The sequence below is a fragment of the Bosea sp. F3-2 genome (genome assembly GCF_008253865.1).
In the GTDB taxonomy this organism is placed as follows: Bacteria; Pseudomonadota; Alphaproteobacteria; order Rhizobiales; family Beijerinckiaceae; genus Allobosea.
In genome coordinates this window covers 571,664-596,481 of record NZ_CP042331.1, presented here as the reverse complement: position 1 = coordinate 596,481, position 24,818 = coordinate 571,664, and the positions used below count along the sequence as shown (strand labels likewise).

Annotated in this window: 23 protein-coding genes; 9 read left to right on the top strand and 14 right to left on the bottom strand. The window is 65.8% G+C overall.

The features are described 5' to 3' along the window. Positions 1-40 precede the first annotated feature (40 nt). Genes zwf through FQV39_RS02835 form a run of 4 tightly spaced genes read right to left on the bottom strand, consistent with a single transcriptional unit; the run spans position 41 to position 4,217 of the window. Positions 41-1,519: a glucose-6-phosphate dehydrogenase gene (zwf, locus tag FQV39_RS02850; RefSeq protein ID WP_149128937.1), complete on the bottom strand. Its 1,479-nt coding sequence runs from the start codon at positions 1,517-1,519 to the stop codon at positions 41-43. A 47-nt stretch (positions 1,520-1,566) separates the two neighbouring features. Then, positions 1,567-2,526: a carbohydrate kinase family protein gene (locus FQV39_RS02845; protein WP_149128936.1), complete on the bottom strand. Its 960-nt coding sequence runs from the start codon at positions 2,524-2,526 to the stop codon at positions 1,567-1,569. After that, positions 2,523-2,966, bottom strand: coding sequence for an RbsD/FucU family protein (locus tag FQV39_RS02840; protein ID WP_149128935.1), 444 nt, complete (start codon positions 2,964-2,966; stop codon positions 2,523-2,525). Before FQV39_RS02840 ends, FQV39_RS02845 begins: the two co-directional genes overlap by 4 nt. A 3-nt stretch (positions 2,967-2,969) precedes the next feature. Then, on the bottom strand, positions 2,970-4,217 hold the full coding sequence (locus tag FQV39_RS02835) for an ROK family transcriptional regulator (RefSeq protein WP_472840618.1): 1,248 nt from the start codon (positions 4,215-4,217) through the stop codon (positions 2,970-2,972). 237 nt (positions 4,218-4,454) lie between these two features. Between FQV39_RS02835 and FQV39_RS02830 the strand changes: the two genes are divergently transcribed. The 3 genes from FQV39_RS02830 (at position 4,455) to FQV39_RS02820 (ending at position 7,488) form a co-directional block, all read left to right on the top strand. Continuing rightward, entirely contained in the window at positions 4,455-5,480 is a 1,026-nt protein-coding gene (locus tag FQV39_RS02830) for a sugar ABC transporter substrate-binding protein (protein ID WP_149128934.1), read from the top strand. A 128-nt stretch (positions 5,481-5,608) separates the two neighbouring features. Then, positions 5,609-6,691: an ABC transporter permease gene (locus FQV39_RS02825; protein WP_149128933.1), complete on the top strand. Its 1,083-nt coding sequence runs from the start codon at positions 5,609-5,611 to the stop codon at positions 6,689-6,691. Next, the gene (locus FQV39_RS02820; protein ID WP_187640142.1) at positions 6,667-7,488 is read left to right on the top strand and encodes an ATP-binding cassette domain-containing protein; all 822 of its coding nucleotides are present in this window, start codon (positions 6,667-6,669) and stop codon (positions 7,486-7,488) included. Before FQV39_RS02825 ends, FQV39_RS02820 begins: the two co-directional genes overlap by 25 nt. Positions 7,489-7,641: 153 nt before the next feature. On the opposite strand, the gene FQV39_RS02815 is transcribed toward FQV39_RS02820, so the two are convergent. After that, the gene (locus tag FQV39_RS02815; RefSeq protein ID WP_149128931.1) at positions 7,642-8,553 is read right to left on the bottom strand and encodes a LysR family transcriptional regulator; all 912 of its coding nucleotides are present in this window, start codon (positions 8,551-8,553) and stop codon (positions 7,642-7,644) included. A 350-nt stretch (positions 8,554-8,903) separates the two neighbouring features. Here FQV39_RS02815 and FQV39_RS02810 point away from each other — a divergent pair, with 350 nt between their 5' ends. The 3 genes from FQV39_RS02810 to FQV39_RS33005 all read left to right on the top strand — a co-directional run bounded on the left by FQV39_RS02810 (position 8,904) and on the right by FQV39_RS33005 (position 10,779). Continuing rightward, complete coding sequence (locus FQV39_RS02810; RefSeq protein ID WP_149128930.1) at positions 8,904-9,599, top strand: type 1 glutamine amidotransferase domain-containing protein; 696 nt, start codon at positions 8,904-8,906, stop codon at positions 9,597-9,599. Between the two features lie 75 nt (positions 9,600-9,674). Then, the gene (locus FQV39_RS02805; RefSeq protein ID WP_149128929.1) at positions 9,675-10,517 is read left to right on the top strand and encodes a type 1 glutamine amidotransferase domain-containing protein; all 843 of its coding nucleotides are present in this window, start codon (positions 9,675-9,677) and stop codon (positions 10,515-10,517) included. A 7-nt stretch (positions 10,518-10,524) separates the two neighbouring features. After that, positions 10,525-10,779: a hypothetical protein gene (locus FQV39_RS33005; protein ID WP_248313214.1), complete on the top strand. Its 255-nt coding sequence runs from the start codon at positions 10,525-10,527 to the stop codon at positions 10,777-10,779. Here FQV39_RS33005 and FQV39_RS02795 read toward each other — a convergent pair. The 3 genes from FQV39_RS02795 to FQV39_RS02785 are packed head-to-tail and all read right to left on the bottom strand — an operon-like array spanning position 10,753 to position 13,078. Then, entirely contained in the window at positions 10,753-12,156 is a 1,404-nt protein-coding gene (locus FQV39_RS02795; protein ID WP_149128928.1) for an AtzE family amidohydrolase, read from the bottom strand. The two genes, FQV39_RS33005 and FQV39_RS02795, sit on opposite strands and share 27 nt — an antisense overlap. Next, on the bottom strand, positions 12,153-12,380 hold the full coding sequence (locus tag FQV39_RS02790) for a DUF4089 domain-containing protein (protein ID WP_149128927.1): 228 nt from the start codon (positions 12,378-12,380) through the stop codon (positions 12,153-12,155). The genes FQV39_RS02795 and FQV39_RS02790 overlap by 4 nt, the downstream gene beginning before the upstream one ends. After that, positions 12,377-13,078: a cysteine hydrolase family protein gene (locus FQV39_RS02785; RefSeq protein WP_149128926.1), complete on the bottom strand. Its 702-nt coding sequence runs from the start codon at positions 13,076-13,078 to the stop codon at positions 12,377-12,379. The genes FQV39_RS02790 and FQV39_RS02785 overlap by 4 nt, the downstream gene beginning before the upstream one ends. A 188-nt stretch (positions 13,079-13,266) precedes the next feature. On the opposite strand from FQV39_RS02785, the gene atzF reads away from it, so the two are divergent. Next, a complete protein-coding gene (atzF, locus tag FQV39_RS02780; protein WP_149128925.1) occupies positions 13,267-15,072 on the top strand; it encodes an allophanate hydrolase in 1,806 nt (601 codons plus the stop codon). Here atzF and FQV39_RS02775 read toward each other — a convergent pair. From FQV39_RS02775 to FQV39_RS02750, 6 genes are all read right to left on the bottom strand, one after another. Next, the gene (locus FQV39_RS02775) at positions 15,054-15,722 is read right to left on the bottom strand and encodes a GntR family transcriptional regulator (RefSeq protein ID WP_149128924.1); all 669 of its coding nucleotides are present in this window, start codon (positions 15,720-15,722) and stop codon (positions 15,054-15,056) included. The two genes, atzF and FQV39_RS02775, sit on opposite strands and share 19 nt — an antisense overlap. Continuing rightward, positions 15,700-16,080, bottom strand: coding sequence for an oxalurate catabolism protein HpxZ (gene hpxZ, locus FQV39_RS02770; protein WP_149128923.1), 381 nt, complete (start codon positions 16,078-16,080; stop codon positions 15,700-15,702). Before hpxZ ends, FQV39_RS02775 begins: the two co-directional genes overlap by 23 nt. A gap of 38 nt (positions 16,081-16,118) precedes the next feature. Beyond that, a complete protein-coding gene (locus FQV39_RS02765) occupies positions 16,119-17,837 on the bottom strand; it encodes a dipeptide ABC transporter ATP-binding protein (protein WP_149128922.1) in 1,719 nt (572 codons plus the stop codon). Between the two features lie 2 nt (positions 17,838-17,839). Beyond that, a complete protein-coding gene (locus FQV39_RS02760) occupies positions 17,840-18,739 on the bottom strand; it encodes an ABC transporter permease (RefSeq protein WP_149128921.1) in 900 nt (299 codons plus the stop codon). Positions 18,740-18,742: 3 nt separating this feature from the next. After that, positions 18,743-19,756 (bottom strand): ABC transporter permease, encoded by a 1,014-nt coding sequence (locus tag FQV39_RS02755; protein WP_149128920.1) that lies wholly within the window; start codon positions 19,754-19,756, stop codon positions 18,743-18,745. Positions 19,757-19,822: 66 nt separating this feature from the next. Continuing rightward, the gene (locus FQV39_RS02750; protein WP_149128919.1) at positions 19,823-21,415 is read right to left on the bottom strand and encodes an ABC transporter substrate-binding protein; all 1,593 of its coding nucleotides are present in this window, start codon (positions 21,413-21,415) and stop codon (positions 19,823-19,825) included. Positions 21,416-22,201: 786 nt separating this feature from the next. Here FQV39_RS02750 and FQV39_RS02745 point away from each other — a divergent pair. Together FQV39_RS02745 and FQV39_RS02740 are read left to right on the top strand one after the other, a co-directional pair. Next, a complete protein-coding gene (locus FQV39_RS02745; protein WP_149128918.1) occupies positions 22,202-23,809 on the top strand; it encodes an ABC transporter substrate-binding protein in 1,608 nt (535 codons plus the stop codon). Positions 23,810-23,864: 55 nt separating this feature from the next. Beyond that, entirely contained in the window at positions 23,865-24,818 is a 954-nt protein-coding gene (locus FQV39_RS02740) for an ABC transporter permease (RefSeq protein WP_149128917.1), read from the top strand.

Sequence of the window (24,818 nt, the reverse complement as noted above, 5' to 3'; positions counted from 1 at the left end):
GTTGGATTCGCCATGGACATGGCGCGGTCGCGGCATCACCTCATGCGCCATCCTCCTGCCAGGTCCGACCATCGCGTTCGATAAGGGCGATCGAGGCGGAAGGTCCCCAGGTTCCAGCGGTATATGGGCGCGGCGGTTCATTCATGCTGCGCCAGGCTCCCAGGATGGGGTCGACCCAACGCCAGGCGGCCTCGACCTCGTCGCGACGCATAAACAATGTCTGGTTGCCGCGGACGACATCGAGGATGAGCCGCTCATAGGCATCTGGATTGCGGACCTTGAAGGCCTCAGCGAAGCTCATATCGAGCGGGACATGGCTCAGGCGGATGCCGCCGGGACCCGGATCCTTGATCATCAGCCACAGCTTCACCCCCTCGTCGGGTTGAAGCCGGATGACAAGTTGATTGGCATGGATCGGCCCGACCTGATTGCCGAAAGCCGAATGCGGCACCGGTCTGAAGCCGACGACGATCTCCGAGACGCGCGTCGCAAGGCGCTTGCCGGTGCGCAGATAGAAGGGCACGCCGGCCCAGCGCCAGTTCGCGACTTCCGCCCTCAGGGCGACGAAGGTCTCGGTCTGGCTGAGATTGGAACCGAGTTCGTCGAGATAGCCCGGCACCGCGCCGCCCGCCGAGGCGCCGGCACGATACTGGCCGCGCACGGTGAGGCTGGCGGCATTGCCTTCGTCGATCGGCTTCAGCGCCCGTAGAACCTTGAGCTTCTCGTCGCGCACGGCATCGGCTTCGAGCGAGGGTGGCGGCTCCATGGCGACGAGGCACAGCAGCTGGAGCAGGTGGTTCTGCACCATGTCGCGCATGGCACCGGCGGTGTCGTAATAGCCAGCACGCTCCTCGACACCCAGGCTCTCTGCGACCGTGATCTGGACATGGTCGATATGGGCACCATTCCAGAGCGGCTCGAACAGCGCATTGGCGAAGCGCAATGCCATCAGGTTCTGCACCGTCTCCTTGCCGAGATAATGGTCGATCCGATAAACGCGCTCTTCCGGAAAGACCTTGCCGATGGCCTCGTTGACCCGGATCGCCGAGGCGAGATCCTTGCCGATCGGCTTTTCGATCACCACCCGGGCGTCGTTGCTGGCGAGGCCGAAATTGCCGAGTTGTTCGCAGATCGGGCCGAAGAGATGCGGCGCCGTAGCGAGGTAATGAACCTGGATGCGACCGGCATAGGGAGCGATCGCCGCGGCAAGCTCAGCCCAGCCCTCCTCGCCCTCGGCATCGACAGTCACATAGCTCAGCCGCGCCAGGAAGCGGTCGAGCTCCGGACCGGCCGTTTCCGACGCCGGCACATGTTCGATGATGGCCGCCCGCGCGAGGGCGAGGAACTCGGCCTCGGTCATTGCGCGCCGGGCGATGCCGATGATCGTCGCCTCCTGCGGCAGCTGGCCGGCGAAATCGCGATGGAACAACGCGGGCAGCAGCTTGCGGCGGGCAAGATCGCCCGTCGCACCGAACACCGTCAGAACAAAAGGCGCCACAGGTATGACCCGGCTGGTCATGCAATCCCTCTCTCGGTTCAATCCCAAAGACCCGGCCGCCCCTGCCCTCAGCCTGCCAGGTGCGGATGGAGAAACGCATCAACTTCGGCTGCCGTCGGCAGATCTGCCCCGCGGCGGGCGACGGTGATCGCTGCGGCAGCGGTCGCGTAGGTCAGCAGCTCGCCGATCGCCGGCAGGTCGAGCGCAGCAATCGCGTCCGGATGAAGCCGTCCAGTCTTCGCAAGCTGGGCAAGCAGGGCGGCGTGGAAGGTGTCGCCGGCCCCCACCGTATCGCGCACGACGACCGGACGGCCGGGCACGGAGATGCTGCCGGCAGCACAGAAGGCGGTCGCGCCCTGGACCCCCTCGGTCACCACGACGAGCTGGGCGCCGCAGTCGAGCCAATAACTAGCGGCCTCGGCGATCGTGATCTGCCCGCCCCAGGCGATGCGCACGTCTTCATCGCTGGCCTTGATCAGAGTTGCGGCACGGTAGAATCGCTCGGCGGCCCTGCCCCAGCCCTCCATGTCTCCGACCACGGTCGGGCGCAGATTGGGATCGATGCTGATGACGCGGCGCCCCTTCTCGCGTTCGGCCAGGCCGGCGAAGGCGGAGCCTATCGGCTCGACCATCATGGTGTAGGAGCCGAAGGTCAGCGCCTCGATCTCGGAAGGCAGAGCAGCCGGCAGATCATCCGGCTGCAGCGAACGATCGGCCGCGCCCTCGCCGTGAAAGGAATAGCTCGGCTGGCCGTCGCGCCCCGTCGCAACAGCCGAGATGGTGGAGAGTCGGTCGGTCCGCACCAGGAAACGGTCATCGACGCCCTCCTGAACCAGGATTTCGGCGAGCAGCGCGCCGAAGCGGTCGCGCGAAATGCCGCCGAGGAAAGCCGTCTCAGCCCCGAGTCGGGCGAGGCCGACGGCGACATTAAAGGGCGATCCGCCGGCAACTGCGCGTGCCGGCATTTCGGTGCCCTCAGGCGGGCCGACGAACAGATCGATCAGGGCTTCACCACAGACGAGGATCATGGTGCGTCTCCGGGGCTGGCGATGACACCCTTGCGCAGAATGATGTTGCCGTAGAGTCGCCGCTCGCCGCTCGCGACAACGGCATAGGCGGCGCGAATACGATCGTAGAACGGCTCTCCGGCGATCGGCACCAGCCTGAAGCCGGGCTCGCGCTGCGCAATGGTGGCCTCGAATTCGGCGAAGACCGGCTCCAGCCGCCCGCAATCCCCGAAGGCGCAGGGGCGAAATGCAGCATCGCTCACGGCGGCGTCCAGTGGCATGAGCGACAGCACGGCATCGAGGATCACCGGTGCATCATGGCCATCCATGCGCACCAGCCGCCTGGCATGGGCTTCGGCGGGATAGTTGGCATCGACGATGGCGATCTCGTCGCCATGGCCCATGGCCCGCAGGATGGCGAGAAGCTCGGGGCCCAACAGAGGGGTGATGCCCTTGAGCATGCGTCAATCCTTGAACAGCACGTCGTGGTCGCGCGCAAAGGCGGCGAGCAGAGGCAACGCCGCGCCGCCGATCGCGCGCGCATCGCGGCCGATCGAACCTTCCACCACGGTCGCCTCCGTCAGTCCCTGGCGGTCGATGCCCGCGAGGCGCTCACGGACGCGCTCGACGAGGCGCCGGCGGACATTGATCGGAAAGGCGCCATCGATGATAACCGCCTCGAAATCGATCACCGCGCAGGCGGAGGCGATGGCCTGTGCCAGCGCTTCGGCCGCTTCCGCGATCCACGCTTCAAGAGGCTCGCGGAAGTTCGACCAGTCGTCAGGCGACAGCCAGATGTCGGTGCCGCGCTGTCCGGCGGCGATCAGCTTCCGCTCCAGGCGGTAGATCGAGGCGGTGCGGATCAATTGCTGAAGGCTCGCCTCGCCATTCGCCTCGCGCCGCATGATCGGCATCGAGCCGAGCGCCCCGGCATTGCCGCTGCGGCCGGGGAACAGACTGCCATTGAGCACGATGCCGCCACCGATGAAGGCGCCGATGTAAAAATAGGCGAAATCCCGATAGGCGCGTCCCGCGCCGAAGGTGAGTTCGGCGGCGCAGGCCGAGGTCGCGTCGTTGCAGAGCCGCACGGGCCATGGCGCGAAGCGGCGCGACAGCTCCCCGGCGACGTCCAGATCCCGCCAGGCACCGAGCGCACCTGGCGCTACTTCGATGTCGGCCTCCCAATTCCACAGCTCGAAGGGCATGGCGACGCCGAGCCCGCTGATCCGCTCCCACTGTTCGCCGGGCAGCGTGGCAAGCAGGCTCGGCATCTCGCGTTCGGCAAAGGCCAAAATGTCCTGCGGCACCGGGAACGGATAGATCATGCGCCGTCTGGCGCGGATGCCGGCGGTGAAGTCCATCAGGACAAGGTCGGTGCTGCGCCGGCCGATCATCAGGCCGAGTCCGAAGGCACCGTCGGTATTGAGCGAATAGGGGATCGAAGGCTGGCCGACCCGGCCGCGCTGGGGCTCACCGGGGAGCAGCAGCCCGTCGGCCTCCAGCCGATTGATAATCACGGTCGTAGTCTGGGTTGAGAGGCCGGTCAGCCGGGCGATCTCAACCTTGGCAAGACTACGGTGACGGCGGATGAGCGATAGGATCAACCGCTCGTTATAGAGGCGCACACCCGTCTGACTGGTCCCTCGACTCCCCGGCGAGACCACAGCGACGGCCCCATCCGCCTCCAGGAACGGCGCGCCCTCTCCCATCATTGACTCCCTAAAAACTCGTTCTTGTTGTTATTGCCACGGTCCGCAGCTCAGTTTTTCGCGAAGCGGATAGGCGCATTGCGCTCACGAGAATGGGGGCGGTCGAGGGCATCTGTCAATTAATAAATCGGAATGATTTATTAATTGACAGATCATCCCGCCTCGTGCCTGATAGGGTCGCAGAAACAACATGCGCTCGGCCGAACCGCGCCAATCGACAACAGTCCCAGGGAGGGAAAAATGCGTCAGCCATTCCGGCTTTTCGCCGCATCCGCGCTCGCGCTTGCGTCAGGGATTCAAGGCGTCTGCGCGGCCGACAAACCGATCATCGGCCTCATCACCAAGACCAACACCAACCCGTTCTTCGTCAAGATGAAGGCTGGCGCCGAGGAGGCTGCCAAGGCCCATGACGTGGAACTACGCTCCTTCGCCGGCAAGGTCGACGGCGACAATGACGGACAGGTCGCCGCCGTCGAAAACCTGATCGCCTCCGGCGCCAAGGGCATCCTGATCACGCCGAACGATTCACGCGCCATCGTGCCGGCCATCGAGAAGGCCCGCGCCGCCGGCATCCTGGTCATTGCGCTCGACACGCCGCTCGATCCGCCGACGGCCGCGGACGCCACCTTCGCCACCGACAATTTCCAGGCGGGCGAGATGATCGGACAATGGGCCGCCAAGACACTCGGCGCCAAAGCGGCATCGGCCAAGATCGCCCTGCTCGATCTCAATGTGAATCAGATCTCGGTTGACGTCGCCCGCGATCAGGGTTTCCTCAAAGGGTTCGGCATCGACATCGGCAATCCCGCCAGGATCGGCGACGAGAAGGATGCCCGCATCGTCGGCCATGACGTCACGCTCGGCAGCGAAGAAGGCGGCCGCAAGGCGATGGAGAACCTGCTGCAGAAGGACCCCGGCATCTCGGTGGTCTACACCATCAACGAGCCGGCGGCGGCCGGAGCCTACGAGGCTCTGCGCTCGGTCGGCCGCGACAAGGACGTGCTGATCATCTCGGTCGATGGTGGCTGCCCGGGCGTGCGCAATGTGAAGGATGGCGTCATCGGAGCGACATCGATGCAGTTTCCGCTGCTGATGGCGGCCAAAGGCGTCGAAGCGGTGAAGAAATTCGCCACCGACGGCGCCAAGCCGCAGGCCTCGCAAGGCCTCGATTTCGTCAATACCGGCGTGGAACTGGTGACGGACAAACCGGTCGCCGGCCTGTCCTCGATCGATAGCGCCGCCGCGCTGAAGAAGTGCTGGGGCTAGGCCCGGCTCAGATTGGCGGCCGCGCATCGCCTGTGAGCACCGGCGCCCCCACCTCGGAGGCGCCCGAAAAGAAGCGGGGAGCCCATGCCGACGCGGCAGGAGGCCAGCCCCTCGGTGAGGAAACCACGATGACCGATATTGGCAATAGCCGCCCCGGCATCCAAGCCTTCGAGACCGTGCTGGAGCAACGCGACACCCGGGTGGCCGAGTTCGACGTGCAGGCGAAGTCGCCGCTGCAGAAGCTTCAGCACTTCCTGCACGCCAACCCCACCGCAGTACCCGCCATCGTGTTGCTGCTCGGCGTCGCGGCGTTCAGCATGATCGTCGGCTCTCGCTTTCTATCCACCTTCAACCTGTCACTGATCATCCAACAGGTGACGATCATCGGCGTGATCGGGATCGCCCAGACGCTGATCGTGATCACCGCCGGCATCGACCTATCCGTCGGTGCCATCATGGTGCTGTGCTCAGTGATCATGGGCAAGCTCGCCGTCATGATGGGCATACCGGCGCCGGTCGCGCTGATGGCGGGTATCGCCGCCGGTGCCGGCTGCGGCGCAATCAACGGCACGCTGGTGACACGGTTCAGACTACCGCCCTTCATCGTCACGCTCGGCACCTTGTCGATCTTCTTCGCGCTCAATCTCTGGTACTCGGCCTCGGAGACGATCCGCTCGCAAGAGGTGGCACGGACGGCGCCGTTCCTGCAGTGGCTCGGAACGCCGGTGGATGTGCTCGGTGCCCGCTTCACCTACGGTTCCTTTTTCATGCTGACGCTGGTCGGGCTGGTCTGGTTCGTGCTCAACCGCACCGCTTTCGGCCGCCATCTCTATGCCGTCGGCGACGACCCCGACGCAGCGCGGCTCTCCGGCATTCGCACGGACCGCATCCTCTTCATCGTCTATGTGCTGGCCGGGATCATTTGCGCCCTCGGCGCCTGGACCCTGATCGGACGGATCGGGTCAATCAGCCCGCAAGCCGGTCAAACAGCCAATCTCGACAGCATCACCGCGGTGGTCGTCGGCGGAGCCAGCCTGTTCGGCGGGCGCGGCTCGATCGTCGGCACCCTGATTGGAGCCTTGATCGTCGGTGTTTTTCGGAATGGGCTCGCGCTCTCCGGCACCGACGTACTCTGGCAGGACTTCACCGTCGGTTGCCTGATCATCATCGCAGTCGCCCTCGATCAATGGATCCGCAAGGTGTCGGCATGACCATCGAACTCAGAACAACGCAACCGACCGAGCCCGTCCTCCAGGCTCGTGGCCTGGTCAAGCGCTACGGACGCGTGACCGCGCTGGATCATGCCGACTTCGATCTCTATCCCGGCGAGATCCTCGCCGTCATCGGCGATAACGGTGCCGGCAAGTCTTCCCTGATCCGTGCGCTGTCCGGCGCGCTGGTTCCAGACGAAGGCGAGATCAGACTCAATGGCGAGAAGGTCGCGTTCCGCTCACCGCTGGAGGCCCAGGCCGCCGGAATAGAAACCGTGCATCAGACGCTCGCGCTGTCGCCGAGCCTGTCGATCGCCGACAACATGTTCCTCGGCCGCGAGTTGCGCCGCCCGGGCGTGCTCGGCTCGGTTTGTCGGATGCTAGACCGCAAGGCCATGCAGCGCATCGCGCGGGACAAGCTAACCGAGCTCGGCCTGCTGACGGTGCAGAACATCAACCAGCGTGTGGAGACTCTCTCCGGCGGCCAGCGGCAGGGTGTGGCCGTGGCGCGGGCAGCGGCCTTCGGCTCGCGCGTTGTCATCATGGACGAACCGACTGCGGCCCTCGGCGTCAAGGAATCGCGGCGCGTGCTCGAACTGATCCTCGATGTCCGGCGGCGCGGCGTAGCGATCGTGCTGATCAGCCACAACATGCCGCATGTCTTCGAGATCGCCGATCGCATCCATATCCATCGCCTCGGCCGTCGCCTGACGGTGATCGATCCCAAGACCTATTCGATGTCGGACGCGGTCTCCTTCATGACCGGGGCAAAAGCGCCGGTCGAGATGGCGGCCTGAGCATAGGCCGCGACCGGACTACCCACCCTACGCCAAGGCCCGGAGAACCTTCTTTACCTCGTCTGGAACAAAGGCACGCTGCGCCATCCCCGGGTCGCCTACGTGCGGGATCATATTATCGCGTCAGTGGCTTGCGCTCGTCCGACGACGGGCTCAAACGCCTGAAGCAGTTCGTGTGAGGTAGTCGATGAGCGCCCGCGTAGCGGCCGAGAGCCGGCGATGCGGAGCGAAGATAACGGAGAATGGGCGTGTTCGCCCCCGCGCGTGTTCCAGCACTTCGACCAGGCGCCCCTGCTCGATGCGATTGCGCACGATGAAATCGTAAGTCTGGCAGATGCCCAAACCGCTTTCCGCAAGCGACATCACACCCAACACGTCGTCAAAGACCCGAATGCGGCCAGGCGGCGTCCATTCGATGTCGCGACCGTCGACGTGGAATAGCCACGGTGCACAGCGGCCGGTGCTCGGCATGACGAAGGGCAAACACTCGTGCTCCAACAGATTCTCAATCGACTGAGGCACGCCCATCCGCTCGACATACCCCGGAGCGGCGACCAGGCGGAGCGGAGCATCCTCCAGTTTGCGAGCGACCAGACCACTGTCGGGCAGAGGCCCGAGGCGGATCGCCAGATCGTAGCCTTCGGCTATCAGATCGACATTGCGATTGGTGATACTCAGTTCGATCTGCACCTCGGGATAAGCGTGCGCGAACCCACTTAGCATGACTGGCAGTCTGTAATGGCCGTAGGTCGTAGGCACGCTGAGACGCACATGGCCGGTCAGCAGCTCTCCTTCTTTTCCCTGAATTGCCCGCTCCGCATCATCAATCAGTGAAAAAGCGGCACGCGCCTGCTCGATATAGGCACGACCGGCATCGGTCAGGCTCAGCCGTCGGGTTGTCCGGCGCATCAACTGAGCACCCAAGCGCGTTTCCAGTCGGGTAATAGCCCGGCTGAGGACCGAAGGCGTGGTCGACAACGCGACCGCTCCTTCGGTCATCGACCCCTTTTCCGCGACGGTTACGAGCGCTTCCACGTCACCAAGGTGGTCAAATCGACGACCCATTCTTGCCCCTTACGAATAAATCAATTCCTTCCAGGAAGATTTATTCGTCATGGAGGCGACAATAAAGCGCCTTGGTCGGCTTAGAGTTTCGCCTGTCAGAAGACGCCGGCTTATCACGGGCCAGGCAATCTCCGTGGACGGTGGCGCCTCCGTCGGCAAGGCCTTGGTCTAGGCGAGACGGATGGCCGGAGAGCCATCGAATATCCCTTCCGCTCACTGCCGCGCCATTTTGCTCGTTGGCGAACAAATGAATTCCTTGAACTGATCTTTATCGCCCCACAGAGCAGAAATAGTTCTCCTCTGAGCTGACGTCGCTTCGCGCATCCGTCGTTTCAATCAGGAGAGAGTTCATGCCTAGTGCAATTCAGGGACAAAAACCTGTCCTGTTTGTCCTAACCAGTCACGGCGAAAAGGGAGAAGGCGGCGAGCCGACCGGCTTCTTCCTCGGCGAAGTTACACATCCTCTGGCAGTCCTCGAGGCAGCTGGTATTCCTGTGGAATTCGCTTCTATCGAAGGCGGTGAGCCACCGGTCGATGGCCTCGATCTGAAGGACGCGACCAACGCGCGTTACTGGAACGACGAAGGCTTCCGCAACAGCATTCGCCAGACATTGCGCCTCGCCGATGCAGATCCGAAACGTTACTCCGCAATCTTCTTTGCCGGCGGCCATGGCGCGATGTGGGATTTCCCGACGAGCCCGGCTGTCAACAGCGTCACCAGCGCCATTTTCGAGGCCGGCGGTGTCGTTGCCGCCGTCTGCCACGGCCCAGCCGCGCTGGTAAATGTCTCGCTCAGCAACGGAGCGCATCTTGTCGCCGGCAAGAATGTCGCAGCCTTCACCGACGACGAGGAGCGCGCGGTCAAGCTCGATAAGGTCGTGCCTTTCCTGCTTGCCAGCACGCTTACCGAGCGCGGTGCGTATCACCACGCGGCTCCCGACTGGACTGCCAAGGTGATTGTCGACGGCAGGCTGGTTACCGGCCAGAATCCGCAATCGGCGACCGGTGTGGGTGAGGCCCTCCGCGACCTCCTGACCGCCAACTAACTGATCGAGCAGCATTCATGGCGATGGCCTATCCGCCCGGAAGGGCGGTGGATGGCGTTCGCCTGGAGATTAAAGATGAAACCATTCCATATCGCCGCCGCCGCCGCGCTGGCGCTCAGCCTCAGCACTGCCAGCGCCTACGCTGGGAATGTTTTGGTCGTCCTCTCGGACTCCGATCACCTCGACCTGAAGGACGGCAAAGTCCTCGAAACCGGCTTCTACCTCAATGAACTGATGCAGCCGGTAAAGGCGCTGCTTGATGCCAACCATCGGATCACTTTTGCCACTCCCAACGGCATGGCGCCGACGTTGGACAAGTCCTCGGTGGACAAGATGCATTTCGGCGGTGACGAAGCGGCGATGCGCGAGAGCAGCGCCCTACTCGACAAGCTCAAGCTCACATCAAAGAGCGATTCACCGGTTGTCAGCCTCGCCCGGGTCGAGCAGATCGGCTACGACAATTTCGACGCGGTTTATGTCCCCGGTGGTCACGCACCGATGCAGGACCTGCTGGTCAGTCCGGAACTGGGAAGGCTTCTCGCTGACTTCCACAACAAGGGCAAGACCACGGCTCTGGCCTGCCATGGCCCCATCGCGTTGCTTTCGGCCATGCCGGACGCCCAAGTTTTTGTCCGTGGACTTGAGACCAACGGTTCGGCAAAGGCGCGGAATTGGATCTATGCCGGCTACCGGATGACGGTGATCAGCAACCAGGAAGAAGACATCGCGAAGGGCCAGCTCAACGGCGGCGAGATGAAGTTCTACCCGCAGACAGCGCTTCATGATGCTGGTGCCAAGTACCAGAGCAACACCGTTCCCTACACTTCATACGTCGTCACCGACCGTGAATTGATCACCGGTCAAAATCCCGCCTCAGCCCCGGACGTCGCGAAAGAACTGTTGCGTCGCCTGAAGTAGGCCAACCATGAGCGCGGCAAGCCGGCGCCCCGCAAGCCTCGCGCGGACGCCGCGTGAGGCCAGACCGTCGTCCCCTCCCCTCGCCGAGCTGATCGGCTTTCCCGGCTCACTGCATACCATGTTCTATTTCCCCTTCTCGGATCGGGAGAATATCCGCTTCGACCCGACCGACGAGCCGATGGGCGCCGTGGGCGACATGGCCTGGTACTCGATGCGGGCGGTCGTCGAGTGCGGTTCAGGGAAGGCTTTCGATCTCCTCTGAACCAGCGGCGCGGCAAACCCCCATGACCTGCAGTGCATAGGCGGCTCTCAGGCAAATATCCTCGCGCCACGGCGGCGCGATGAGCTGGACACCGATCGGGAGCCCAGCCCCCTGAACCGGTACGACGACGACGGGCAACCCGATGCAGGAGATCGGCTGCGTGAACAGCCCCAAGCTGGGGCGCAGCGGCAGGGTTTCACCCCTCACCTCCAGGGTCTTTTGGCCGATGAGCGGCGCGGGGCATGGCGTAGCCGGCGCAAGGATGAGATCGACATCGGCGAAGCGCCCTATCATCTCGTCATGAAACCAGCGACGGGCACGCTGGGCCTGGACGTACCACGCGGCCGGCAACAGAGCGCCCGCCAGGAAACGATCTCGCGTCTCGGGGTCGAAATCGTCGACGCGCTCCCGCAAGCGCGGCAAATGGAAACTGGAGCTTTCCACGTTGGTGATCAGGAAAGCCGCCGCGCGCGCGATCGCGGCGCCCGCGATGTCGAGGCCGGGCTTGGCTCCGAGCGCCTTCGCGACCGTCGCGACCGCAGCTTCGGCTTCCGGCATGCCGTCGGTCGCGAAATATCCACTCGCCACGGCGATGCGCAGCCCCGCGACACCAGCATGCAGTTGCGGCATTGTCGGCTCGATCGGCCGCTGCGCACAGGCGGGATCACCCGCATCGGGGCCCTGCATCAGATCATAAGCGAGAGCGAGGTCGGTCACGTCCCGCGCCAGCGGTCCAAGATGGTCGAGGGAGTCGCAGAAGGGGAAGGAGCGCGTGCGCGGCAGGCGCCCATAGGTCGGCTTCAGCCCGAAGACGCCACAGAGGGAGCCGGGAACGCGGATCGAGCCGTTGGTGTCCGAGCCGAGCGCGATCGGCACGAAACCGGCGGCCGTTGCAGCGCCTGAGCCGGAAGAGGAGCCACCGGCCATCCGCGCAAGGTCATGCGGGTTCCGGCAGGGGCCGTCATGGGCATTCTCGCCGGTGAAGTCATAGGCATACTCGCCCATGTTGAGGCCGCCGAGAAGGATCGCGCCGGCTGCGCCGAGGCGCTCGACCAGCACGGCGTCGCGCGAGGCCGGCGGCCGCTCGCGGTTGATCCTGGAGCCGGCCCGCGTCGGCAGGCCGGCGATGTCGAACAGGTTCTTGGCGGCGAAGGGCACGCCCGCCAGCGGGCCGAGCGGTTCTCCGCGCGAGCGCGCGAGATCGGTTCCGCGCGCCTGCTCCAGGGCGCGTTCCGTCGTGACATCGGTGAAGGCGTTCACCTGTGGATCGAGCCTGGCGATGCGGGCGAGCGCCGCGGTCACCACCTCCTCGGCCGTGGCTTCGCCATCGCGAATGCGGCGCGCGGCCTCGTGAGCCGGAACAAAGGCGTCGCTCATCGGCCATCCCCCGGGAGGCCGGGACGGAAATTCGGCGCCAGCTCCAGCCTGTCGTCCGCGAGCGGCGCCGCATCGACGATCCGCGCCATGCTGTGGGCGATGGCGAGGAACTGCAGCACGACCGGCTTCTGCTCTTCGCCGATGGTCAGGCCCAGCGTCGGCGCCATCACCTCGAGATGACGGGCGGGATCGAACCCGCCCGGCGAACCGCTGCCCGTCGTCATGCTGTCGTTCCCTCTGTGCGATCTGCCGCGGCCATGAAGGCCGCTCGGATCTCGGCGCTGGTCGTGACGCTGCCGAAGATGCCGCCCTGGGCCGCGATCATCCGCAGCCCGACCTCGTGAAACTCGGCGAAATAGGAAGCGCAGGCATCGCCCGGCACGAGGCAGCGATAGCCACGGTCGTTCGCCTCGCGGATCGTGGTGTGCACGCAGACCTCGGTGGTGACACCGGCGACGACCAGCGACGCAATGCTGCGGTTGCGCAGCATCAGTTCGAGATCGGTCTGGTAGAACGCGCCCTTGCCGGGCTTGTCGATGACGGGCTCGCCGGGGAGCGGCGCGAGTTCCGGGACGATGTCGTGGCCCGGCTCACCACGCACCAGGATGCGGCCCATGGGGCCGCAGGCGCCGATGCGCTTCTCGGGAGGAGATCGCTCCAGCTTGGCGGACGGCGCATCGGAAAGATCGGCGCGATGGCCCTCGCGCGTGTGGATGACGAAGAGGCCGGCCTCTCGCGCCATGTCGAGAAGCGCCCGGCAGGGAGCGATCGCGGCGCGCAACCGCGAGACGTCGTTGCCGAGCGCTTCGCCGAAGCCGCCGGGCTCGAGGAAATCCCGCTGCATGTCGATCATGAGCAGCGCTGTCCGCGCCGGCTGGAACGCGAAGGGTGAAGGACGAGCCGGAACGACGAGGCTGCCCATGGCGGCTCCCTGGCGATGGATGCCGGGGCTGTGCAAGGGGCGTGCCCGCTCACCGGGGAGCTGGGGAGATCGCTCCGTCCCTCGCGAGCACGGCGCCGCCCGACGTCGCCAGCGGGCAGCGCGCACAACTCTTGCATGCATGCCGGCGGGAAGTGCCCGTCGTTTGGGCAGCCTGATGGAGGAGCCGCATGCTGAGCTTGACCGAACTTCTGGCCGCGCATCGGGCGGGGACACGGCTTCTCCGCGAGACCGTGGCAGGCTGCTACGTCCGCTGGCGGGCGCATGGCGATCCGGCGATGTTCATCGCGCTGCGCGCGGAAGCCGATGTCCTCGCCGAGGCGGAGCGGCTGCAGGCGGAGGGGCCGCGGGGGCGCAAGCTCTGGGGCATCCCGGTGGCCGTGAAGGACAATATCGACGTCGCCGGCTTGCCGACCACCGCTGCCTGCCCGGCCTTCGCCTATACGCCGGCGCAGGATGCCAGCGCCGTCGCTCGGCTTCGGGCCGAGGGCGCTATCGTCATCGGCAAGACCAATCTCGACCAGTTCGCGACCGGGCTCAACGGCACGCGCTCGCCCTATGGGACGCCGCGCAACGCGCTGCGCGCCGATCTCGTGCCCGGCGGGTCAAGTTCCGGCTCGGCGAGCGCGGTCGCTGCCGGGATCGTGCCGGTCGCGCTCGGCACCGATACGGCGGGCTCGGGGCGCGTTCCGGCCGGCTTGCAGAACATCGTCGGGCTGAAGCCGAGCGTCGGGCTGGTGCCGAGCGCCGGCGTCGTGCCGGCATGCCGCACGCTCGATTGCGTCTCGGTCTTCGCCCTGACGGTCGAGGACGCCTGGGCCGTCCTCGAGGTCATGGCGGGACCCGATGCTGCCGACCCGTTCTCCCGGTCGCTGCCGCTCGGCCGGCCCGGCTCCGCGCCGCCTGCCATCCGCATCGGCGTGCCGGGACCTGCCGAGCGCGACTTCGCCGGCGACGGCCTGTCTGAGGCGAGCTACGAGGCGGCGCTGGACCGCGCGGCCGCGCTGGGCGCGGAGATCGTTCCGCTCGACTTCGCGCCCTTCTACGAAGCGGCGCGGCTGCTCTATGACGGTCCTTGGGTGGCCGAACGCTGGCTCGCCATCCGCGATCTCTTTGAGCGCGCTCCGGAGGCGATCCTGCCCGTGATCCGGCAGGTGATCGCCGGCGGACCGCTTCCGGATGCCGCCGCGGCTTTCGCCGCGCGCTATCGCCTGGCGGAGCTCTCGCTTGCTGCGAAGGCGACGATGAAGACCGTCGATATGCTGATGGTGCCGACGGCCCCGCGTCCGGCGACGCTGGCCGAGATGGCGGCCGACCCGATCGGCGCCAATTCCATGCTCGGCCGCTACACCAATTTCGTGAACCTGCTCGATCTCGCCGCGCTGGCGGTGCCGGCCGCCCTGGAGAGCGACGGAACGGCCAGGGGCGTCACGTTGATCGCGCCGGCAGGTCGGGATGCGGCGCTCGCCGGCTTCGGCCGGGCTCTCCACGCGGCTGCCGGCCTGCCGCTCGGCGCGACCGGCCTGCCGATGCCGGCTGCGCCGGAATGGCCGGCTGCATCTTCGCCCGGAGAGATCGAGATCGCGGTCGTCGGCGCCCATCTGTCCGGCATGCCGCTCAACGGCGAACTGACGGCGTTGGGCGGCAGTTTCGTCCGTACCGCGACGACCAGCGCCGATTACCGCCTCTACGCCTTGCCGGGCGGCCCGCCGATGCGGCCGGGCCTGGTGCGCGTCGCGGCCGGTGGCAGGCCGATCGCCGTCGAGGTCTGGTCGCTGCCGCCGGAGGGGTTCGGCCGCTTCGTCGCCGGCATCCCCGCGCCGCTGGGGATCGGCACGCTGGCGCTGGCCGACGGCACGCGGGTCAAGGGCTTCCTGTGCGAGGCGGTTGCGACGGACGATGCGCAGGACGTCACCGATTTCGGCGGCTGGCGGGCCTTCGTCGCCGCGCAGGCGGCTCAGCCCGCCCCGGCATAGCTGCGGAACGCATCGCGGACGAAGCCGAGATGGGCGCGCATCGCCTCGGCCGCCGCCTGCCGGTCGCCGCGCAGGATCGCCTGCACGACCAGGTCGTGTTCCCGCCACGACTCGGCCAGACGGCCGGTCGTGCGGAACTGGGCGCGCCGGAACGGCGCGACGCGGTTGCGGGTCATCACGGTCATCTCGGCCAGATAGCCGTTATGGGCGCCGACGTAGATCGCACCGTGAAAGGCTTCGTTGCGCTCGTGGTAGCGCAGCGGATCGCCCTCATGCACCAGCCCACGCAGGTCCTGGTGGATCGCGTCCAGCATGTGGCGCTCGGCCGTGGTCATGTTGCGAGCGGAAAACCCGGCGCACAGCGCTTCCAGCTCGGCCATCGCCTCGAACATGTCGTGAAGCTGATCCCGAGTCGGCAGCGCGACGAACGCACCCCGATGCGGCCGGACCTGCACCAGCCCGGAGGCGGAGAGTTGCCGGATCGCCTCGCGAACCGGCGTGCGCGAGACGCCGAAGCGTTTTGCCAGTTCCTGTTCATCGAGCGCCTGGCCGGGGGCGAGCAGACCCGAGACGATCTCGTCAGCAAGCTGCAGGCGCAGGTTCTCGGTGCGGGTGAGCAAGCCGCCGCTACTCGGGGATGATGCTGACATGCGCGGCCACGACGCGCCAGCCTTCCGGGAACCGAACCCAGCTCTGGCTCTGGCGCCCGACCTTGCCGGGCATGCTCTCGCGCCGGAACAGCGTGTTGGCGGTGGCGAAATCATCGCCATAGGTGGTGATCCAGGTGCGTTCCAGCATCCGCATCAATCCGGCGGGCGAGCGCCCTGCCCTGAACGCCGCGATCTCGGCATAGCCGTAGAGGTTCTCGCCAACGCCATAGCGCAGCGTCTCCGGCGCGTTCCTGAACAGCCGGTCGAGCGTCTCGACATCGTTCGTGGTCAGCGCCTTCTCGTAGGCGGCGAAGGCGGCTTCGACTTCGGCAAGGACGGCTGGATCGTTGATCTTCATGGGCCTGCTGCTTCGGCGTGGCGTGGTGGTGGCAATGTCTACGTCGGCGGGTGCGGAATCGCCGTCAGCAGCTCTTTCGTATACTCCGCCCTGGGAGCACCGAGCACCTCTTCAGCCGTGCCCTGCTCGATGATCTGCCCGCCGCGCATGACGATGACCCGGTCGCACAGCAGGCGCACGACGTTGAGATCGTGCGAGACGAAGATGTAGCTCATGCCGAGCCGCTGCTTGAGTTCGTCCAGCAGGTTGAGCACGACGGCCTGGACCGAGACGTCGAGGGCCGCCGTCGGCTCGTCGAGGATGACGAGATCGGGGTCGAGCGCGATCGCCCGCGCGATGCCGACGCGCGCCTTCTGCCCGCCGGAGAGCTGATGCGGGAAGCGGTCGATCAGCTCGACCGGCAGGCCGACGAGCTGGGCGAGTTCCTCGCAGCGGGCCCGGAGCGCCGCTCGTCCCCGGATGCTCCCCATGCGCAGGATCGGATCGACGATGGCCCGCTCGGCGGTGAAGCGCGGATTGAGGCTGTCGGTCGGATCCTGGAACACCATCTGGATGCGCCGCCGGAAAAGCGATGCGGCGAACTGCTTCGCCGGGATCGCGCCGATGTCGTGGCCGTCGAAGACGATGCGTCCCGCTGTCGGGTCGAGGAGGCGGTTGACCATCATCGACGTCGTCGATTTGCCGCAGCCGGATTCTCCGACGAGCCCCAGCGTTTCCCCGCGCCGGACCTCGAAGCCGATGCCGTCGACGGCGCGGAAGGCCGGCTTTTCGGGCTCGGCCTTGCCGCGGAGCTTCGCGAGGAAGCTGCCCTTGGCCGGGCGCGGATATTCCTTGATCAGGTTCTCGACGACGAGAAGAGGCGCTTCGCCGGACGAGGCTGGCCGGGATTTCGCGGCGGCCGGCGCGGCCGGCGGCCTGGAGGGCGCGCGCTTCGCCTGATCGTTCGGCAAGAGATCGCGCAGGCTCATCCCGATGCGGGGCGTCGCCTGCATCAGCTTGCGCGTATAGGGGTGCTGCGGGTTGCGGAAGATCTCGGCGGCGCTCGCCGTCTCCACGACGCGGCCCTTCTCCATCACCACCACCTTGTCGCAATAGGCGGCGGCGAGGCCGAGATCGTGGGTAATCAGGATGGTCGACATACCGCGCTCGCGCGTCAGCTCGACGATGAGGTCCATCACCGCCTTCTGGGTGGTGACGTCGAGGCCGGTTGTCGGCTCGTCCGCGATCAGGAGCTGCGGCTGGCAGGCCAGTGCCAGCGCGATGACCACGCGCTGGCACATGCCGCCGGAGAGCTCGAACGGATAGGCGTCGTAGCGTTCGGCGGCGCGCGCGATCCTGACCTTCTCCAGCGCCTCGATCGCCTTCTCCCGCGCGGTCGCGCGCGTCGCCTGGACGTGCTGGAGGAGTACGTCCTCGATCTGCTTGCCGACCTTGCGGATCGGGTTCAGCGCGGCGCGCGGGTTCTGGAAGATCATCGAGATTTCGCGCCCGCGCAGGTCGCGCATCTGCGCCTCCGTCGCAGAGACGAGGTCGACGCCGGAAAATGCGATCGAGCCATCGGCCACCCGGCCGGCACGGTCGAGGATGCGCACCACGGCATAGGAGGTCACGGATTTTCCGGAGCCGGATTCGCCGACGATGGCGACCGTTTCGCCCTTGCCGACGCTGATGTCGATCGCCTTCACCGCCTGCACCGTGCCGCGGCGGGTGGCGAATTCGACGGTGAGGTTCCGGACGTTGAGGAGAGGCGTGCTCATCGTCAGTTCCTCCGCTGCGGGTCGACGAGGTCGCGCACGCCGTCCCCGAGCAGGTTGAAACAGAACACCGCGGTCATCAGGGCCAAGCCTGGGAAGAAGGCGACCCACCACTCGCCGGAGACGATGAAGCTCGCTCCCTCGGCGACCATGATGCCCCATTCCGGCGTGGGCGGCCTGACGCCGAGACCGATGAAGGACAGCCCCGCCGCGTTCAGGATGGCGTAGCCCATGGTCAGCGACATCTGCACGGCCATGATCGGCATGATGTTGGGCACGATCTGCGTCAGCAGCAGCCGCCATTCCGAATTGCCCGAGAGCCGAGCGGCCTGCACGAAGCCTGCCTCGCGGCGGATATTGGCCTCGGCACGGGCGACGCGAGCATAGAGCGGGAAGTTGATGATGGCAGTGGCGATGACGATGTTGGTCACGCTGTTGCCGAGCGCCGCGACGATGCCCATCGCCAGCACGAAGAGCGGGAAGGCCATGATCGTATCGGCGATGCGTCCGACCAGCGTGTCGACCCAGCCGCCGAAGAAGCCGGCCATGACGCCGGCGAGCCCGCCGAGCAGGAAGACGAGCGCGACTGAGGTGACGGCGATCGAAAAGTCGAGCCGCGTCGCCGCGACGACGCGGCTGAAGATGTCGCGGCCGAGCTGGTCGGTGCCGAACCAGTGGGCCGTGCTCGGCCCCTGCAGGGCCGCGTTGGTATTCGAGGCCAGAGGATCATAGGGGACGAGCCAGGGACCGAAGATCGCCGCCAGCAGGATCAGCGCGAACAGCCCGAAGGCGAAGCCGGTGACGGGGTTTTCCGCGACGATGTGCCGGGCATGGGCGAGAAGCGACGTCGAGGGCGGCGCCTCGAAGCGCAACTGGGCGGGCTCGATCTTGCTCACCTCGTTCATGCTTTAGCCCTCCAGCCGGACACGGGGGTCGATGACACCGTAGAGAATGTCGATCATCAGGTTCAGCGCGACGTAGAGGATCGCCATCGTCAGCACGAAGCCCTGGATCGGCGCGTAGTCCGAGGCCAGCAACGCCTCGACCGCGTAGGAGCCGACGCCGGGCCAGGCGAAGACCTTCTCGACCAGCACATTGGCACCGAGCAGGAAGGAGAAGACCATGCCGAGCGTGGTGACGACCGGCAGCATGGCGTTGCGGAAGGCGTAGGTGCCGATGACCTTGCGGCCGGAAAGGCCGCTGGCGCGGGCCGTGCGCACGAAATCGGCGCCGAGCACGGCGAGCATCGAAGCGCGCGTCATCCGGGTGATCGGCGCCAGCGAGAAGATCGCGAGCGTCAGCGCCGGCAGCAGAAGCTGAGAGAGCGCAGCCCGGAATATCTCGAGATCCCACGCGATCAGGCTGTCGATCAGCAGGAAGCCGGTGACGCGTGGCGGCTCGGAGAAGAAGACATCGAGCCGCCCGAGCGGCGCGGGAGCCCAGCCGAGGATGAAATAGAAGACATAGACCAGCAGCAGCCCGGTGAAGAAAACCGGCAGCGAGACGCCGGCCGTGGCGACGATCCGGCAGAGATGGTCGATCCAGGAACCCTGCCGCACCGCCGCCAGCACACCCAGCGGCAACGCGACCGCCATCGAGATCAGCAGGCCGAACAAGGTGAGCTCAGCCGAGGCCGGCAGGCGCTGCGCGAGGTCGGCCGTGACCGGCTGTCCCGTCGTCAGCGAGGTGCCGAGATCGCCCCTCACCAGTGCCGTGACATAGGAGACGAACTGGACCGGCAGCGGCCTGTCGAGCCCGAGCTTGCCGCGGATCTCGGCGATCGCCTCGTTCGAGGCGGCCGGGCCGGCGAAATAGGCGGCCGTATCGCCGGGCAACACGCGCGTCAGCAGGAAGGTCACGATGATGACGCCGATCACCGAAGGGATCGTGGTCTTCAGGCGGGCGGCGATCATGCTCAGCATGCCAGGCTCCCTGGTATTCGACAGTGCATGACGAGCGGGCGTTTCGCGCCCGCTCGCAGCGAAGCGTCAGCCCTTGGTCAAGTAGCGGAAATCCGGCTCGCGGCAGGGCTGGAACTGATAGCCGCCGATCGACTTCTGCATCGCCACGTCATGCGTCGGCTGCGCGATCGGGATCATCGGCACCTCGCGCTCGACCAGCTTGACAAAGTCGACCACGAACTTCTCGTAAGCCGCCTTGTCGGTAGTGAAGCGCGCAGCGTCGATCAGCTTGTCGAGTTCCGGGTTCTGGTAATTGGCGATGTTGAAGATCGAATTGTTGCCGTGCATCGTCCAGAACAGGTAGTAGTCCGGATAGTCGAGCCAGCCGGCGAAGCGGTTCAGCGTCATCGGATTGGTCTTCTTGGCGATCTCGGTGCGGAAATTCGCGCCCGGAACCTTGGTGATCTCGACCTCGATGCCGATCGAGCCGAGCGCTTCCTTGATCAGCACCGACATCGGCTCGGCCACGGTCGCGTTGCCGGCGTCGAACTGCAGCGTCGTCGAGAAGCCGCCGCCAGCGGCCGCGACGAGCGCCTTCGCTTTCTCGACATTGGTCTTGTAGGCGAAAGGCGTCGGCCAGGCCGGCTTCGGCGTCTCCGGACCGCCGGACATGTCGACGCCGCGGCCGAAGAGCGACGCCTGCAGCATCTTGTCGTAGGGCAGCACCCAGGCGACGGCCTGGCGCAGGCGGACATCCTTGAACGGGCCGACCTGGCTGTTGAGGTAGAGCCCCCAGACGCCGTTCGGGATCGGCACCCCGACGACATTGATCTTGCCGCCGTCGAGCAGATCCTTGAAGTCCTTCGGCGGCAGACCATAGGAGATGTCGGCATCGCCGCGCTCGATCAGCGCGCGCCGCGTCGAGGGCGAGGCGATGTCGCGGGCGATGATGCGGCGCAGCTTCGGCAGAGGTCCGCTCGCCCAGTCGTCGTTGCGGACATAGATCGTCTCGACCCCCGGCTTCCAGCTCTCGACCTTGAAGGCGCCGGAGCCGGCGACGTTGTTCTTCAGCCATTCCTTGGCGAGCGGGTCCCCGCCGCTGTTCTTGATGGCGAGTTCGGAGTCGAAGACGAAGGGGATCGTGACCGCCAGGTTCGGCATGGTCAGCTTGTCCTTGCGCAGGAAATCGACCCGGAAGGTCTTGTCGTCGACGACGACGAACTGCTCCGGCTTCTCCAGCGATCCGGCATTCATCTGCGTCGTCGCGAAGCCGCCTATGGTGACGGCGCGATCGAGCGACCACTTCACGTCCTTGGCGGTGACGGGGCGGCCGGAATGGAACTTGGCGTCGCGCAGTTTGAAGGTGCAGCTCATGCCGTCGGAGGCGATCTGCCAGCTCTCCGCAAGCTCGCCTTCGAGCTCGCCCATCGAGACCTGGTTGCCGCCGCCGGCCGGGATCGGAACCGGCTTGAAGCGCAGCAGCCTGTCGTAGCAGTTGAGCGCGACGCCGTTCACGGGCTGCGACGCGCCGATGCCCTGCATGTCCAGGCTGTTCGGGCCGTATTCCTGCACGAGCAGGAGCGTCTCGCTGCGGCTGGGCGATTGGGCCCCGGCGCGCCCCGTCATCAGGAATGGCGCGGACAGGCCTCCGGCAATGGCGGCGCGACGCGTGATGGCCATGATGCTCTCCCGAGATTGCCGGCGGCTCTGGGCGCCGGACGCTTCAGTTCGGGAGAGGCAATGCAGTTACCGTGCCGAGCGTTTAGAGCCCTTTCACCGCGATAAGGAGCTTCTCCGGCGATGGGCCGCTGCATTTTTGCATACAATGAGCCGGTATCTGCCCAACAATTAATCTCCTGTGATTGATGGTGAGAATTTCATCAGCTCTCACCGGTAGAGCCTACCTGGCACGAACCCGCGGCCAACGCGCTGCCGCGCGTGATCGCGTTGAATGTCCGTTGCGACAATTCATCATCAGATGTGGGAGACGGCGCTTTTGAGAGCATGCGCGTCGGGGACTGTTGGCACACGTGTGGCTGGCGCCGAGACTGCCAGCTGGCCTGCTGCACTGAATATTGAACCCCGGCAGACGCCAGCGAAGCCAACATTCGAGACCGCCGGCGCCAAGGTAAGAAGAAGCCCGCGGCCATAAATGGCGCGGGCTGAGTTTAGGGAGGAAACGCCCAGATGGGCTAATTTCTCAAAGCATAGAATATGCCAAACCTTGGATTTCAAAGCGCTGGCATCCAGCGGCTCCCAATTCAACGGCCGAGCGCTCTTTTTGGAGCAAGCCTCTTCGGGCCAAAGCGGTGGGCTCCTATTCGGTCGAGCCAGCACAAGCACCATAGCCGCCAACAGAACCTGAGCATCCCCGGCCGCGGCATCAAACGCTGCTACACGAACCAGCTGGATACCTCGAATGGCACGGTGCTTGCTCAGGTGGCTTGATGCCATCTGGAGGGCTCCATGCGCCAATCTATTCTCAAGACCGCTTTCGTGCTGGCCATCCTGCCGGCTCTTCAAGCCACTGCCTGGGCGCAAGGCACGCTGCGGATCGGCATGACGGCCTCCGACATCCCGCTGACAACCGGCCAGACTGACAATGGCGGCGAGGGCATGCGCTTCATGGGCTATACGGTTTATGACGCGCTGATCAACTGGGACCTGTCGAGCGCGACCAAGCCTTCCGACCTGGTGCCCGGCCTGGCGCTCAGCTGGGGGCTCGATCCTGCTGATACGACCAAGACCAAGTGGCTCTTCAAGCTCCGCCCCGACGTGAAGTTCCATGACGGCTCGGCCTTCACGGCCGAGGCCGTGGTCTGGAACTTCGACAAGCTTCTGAAGAACGACGCGCCGCAATTCGACCAGCGCCAGTCGGCGCAGGGCAAGTCGCGCATCCCGGCCGTCGCCTCATATCGCGCCGTCGACCCGCTGACGTTGGAGATCGTCACCAAGTCGCCCGACGCGACCCTGCCCTATCAGCTCGCCTGGATCCTGATGTCCTCGCCGGCCAACTGGGAGAAGCAGGGCAAGAGCTGGGAAAATGTCGCCAAATCGCCCTCCGGCACCGGCCCGTGGAAGCTGGCGGGCTTCGTGCCGCGCGAGCGCGCCGAGCTGGCCCCGAATCCGGACTACTGGGACAAGACGCGCGTTCCCAAGCTCGACAAGATGATCCTGCTGCCGCTGCCGGAGGCCAATGCCCGCGTCGCGGCCTTACGCTCCGGCCAGGTCGACTGGATCGAGGCGCCGGCTCCGGACGCGGCGAAATCGCTGACATCGGCCGGCTTCAAGATCGTCACCAATGCCTATCCGCACAACTGGACCTGGCACCTGTCGCGCGCCGAAGGCTCGCCCTGGAACGACATCCGCATCCGCAAGGCCGCCAATCTTGCGATCGACCGCGAGGGTATGAAGGAGCTGCTGGCGGGCATGATGATCCCAGCAGAAGGCTTCTATCCGCCCGGCCACCAATGGTTCGGCGAGCCTAGCTTCAAGCTCGAATACAAGCCGGACGAGGCCAAGAAGCTGATGAAGGAGGCTGGCTACACGCCGGAGAAGCCGCTCGTCACCAAGATCCTGATCTCACCCTCGGGCTCCGGCCAGATGCAGCCGCTGCCGATGAACGAGCTGGTGCAGCAGAACCTTGCCGATATCGGCATCAAGGTCGATTTCGAGGTGGTCGAGTGGAACCAGCTCATCAACATCTGGCGCGCCGGCGCCAAGGACGCGAGCTCGCGTGGCGGCACCGGCATGAACTACACCTACTTCATCCAGGACCCCTTCACCGGCTTCATCCGTCATCTCCAGTGCAACCTCGCCCCGCCGGCCGGCACCAATTGGGGCTATTACTGCGATCCGGAGATGGACAAGCTCTTCGACCAGGTCCGCAACACCTTCGATCCGAAGGCGCAGACCGCGATCCTGCAGAAGATCCACGAGAAATATGTCGACGACGCGCTCTTCCTGATGGTGACGCATGACGTCAATCCCCGCGCCATGACCGCCAAGGTGAAGGGCTTCGTCCAGGCGCAGAACTGGTTCCAGGACTTCTCGCCGATCACGATGGACAAGTGAGAACGCGACGGCGCGACCGCTTCGCGCGGCCGCGCCTCCCGTCTGGAGATGATCCTTGCTCCTCTACGCCCTGAAGCGCCTCGTCTACGTTCTGCCTGTCGCCTTCGGCGTCAGCATCGTCTGCTTCATGCTCGTCCATCTCGCGCCGGGCGATCCCCTGACCGCCATCATGCCGATCGATGCCACCGCCGCGCAGCAGGCGGAGATGCGCGCCGCCTATGGCTTCGACAAGCCGTTGCCGGTGCAATACGGGCTCTGGCTCTGGAAGGTGCTGCACGGCGATCTCGGCGCCTCGATCGCGTCCGGCCGCCCGGTGGTCTCCGAGGTCGGTCGCGCCGTCGGCAACTCGCTGATCCTGGCCTCGCTCGCGACCCTGATCGGCTTCGGCTTCGGCACCTTCTTCGGCTTCGTCGCCGGCTATTTCCGCGGCAGCATGCTCGATCGGATCGCCTCGCTGGTCTCGATCCTCGGCGTCAGCGTGCCGCATTACTGGCTCGGCATGGTGATGGTGATCGTCTTCTCGGCCATCCTCGGCTGGCTGCCCTCGACCGGCGCCGGCCCCGGCGGCTCGACCGCCTGGCGGTTCGACTGGGAGCACCTGCGCTACATCATCCTGCCGGCCATCACGATGTCGGCCATCCCGATGGGTATCATCGCGCGCACGGTGCGGGCGCTCGTCGCCGACATCCTCTCGCAGGATTTCGTCCAGGCACTTCGGGCGAAGGGCATGGGCGAGTGGGACGTGTTCAAGCATGTCGTGCGCAACGCCGCGCCCACCGCACTCGCCGTGATGGGCCTGCAGCTTGGCTATCTGCTCGGCGGCTCGATTCTGATCGAGACTGTCTTTGCCTGGCCGGGTACCGGCTTCCTGCTCAACACCGCGATCTTCCAGCGGGACCTGCCGTTGCTGCAAGGCACTATACTCGTGCTCGCGCTCTTCTTCGTCGGCCTGAACCTGATCGTCGACGTGGTCCAGACCGCGCTCGATCCACGCATCCAGCGAGGTTGA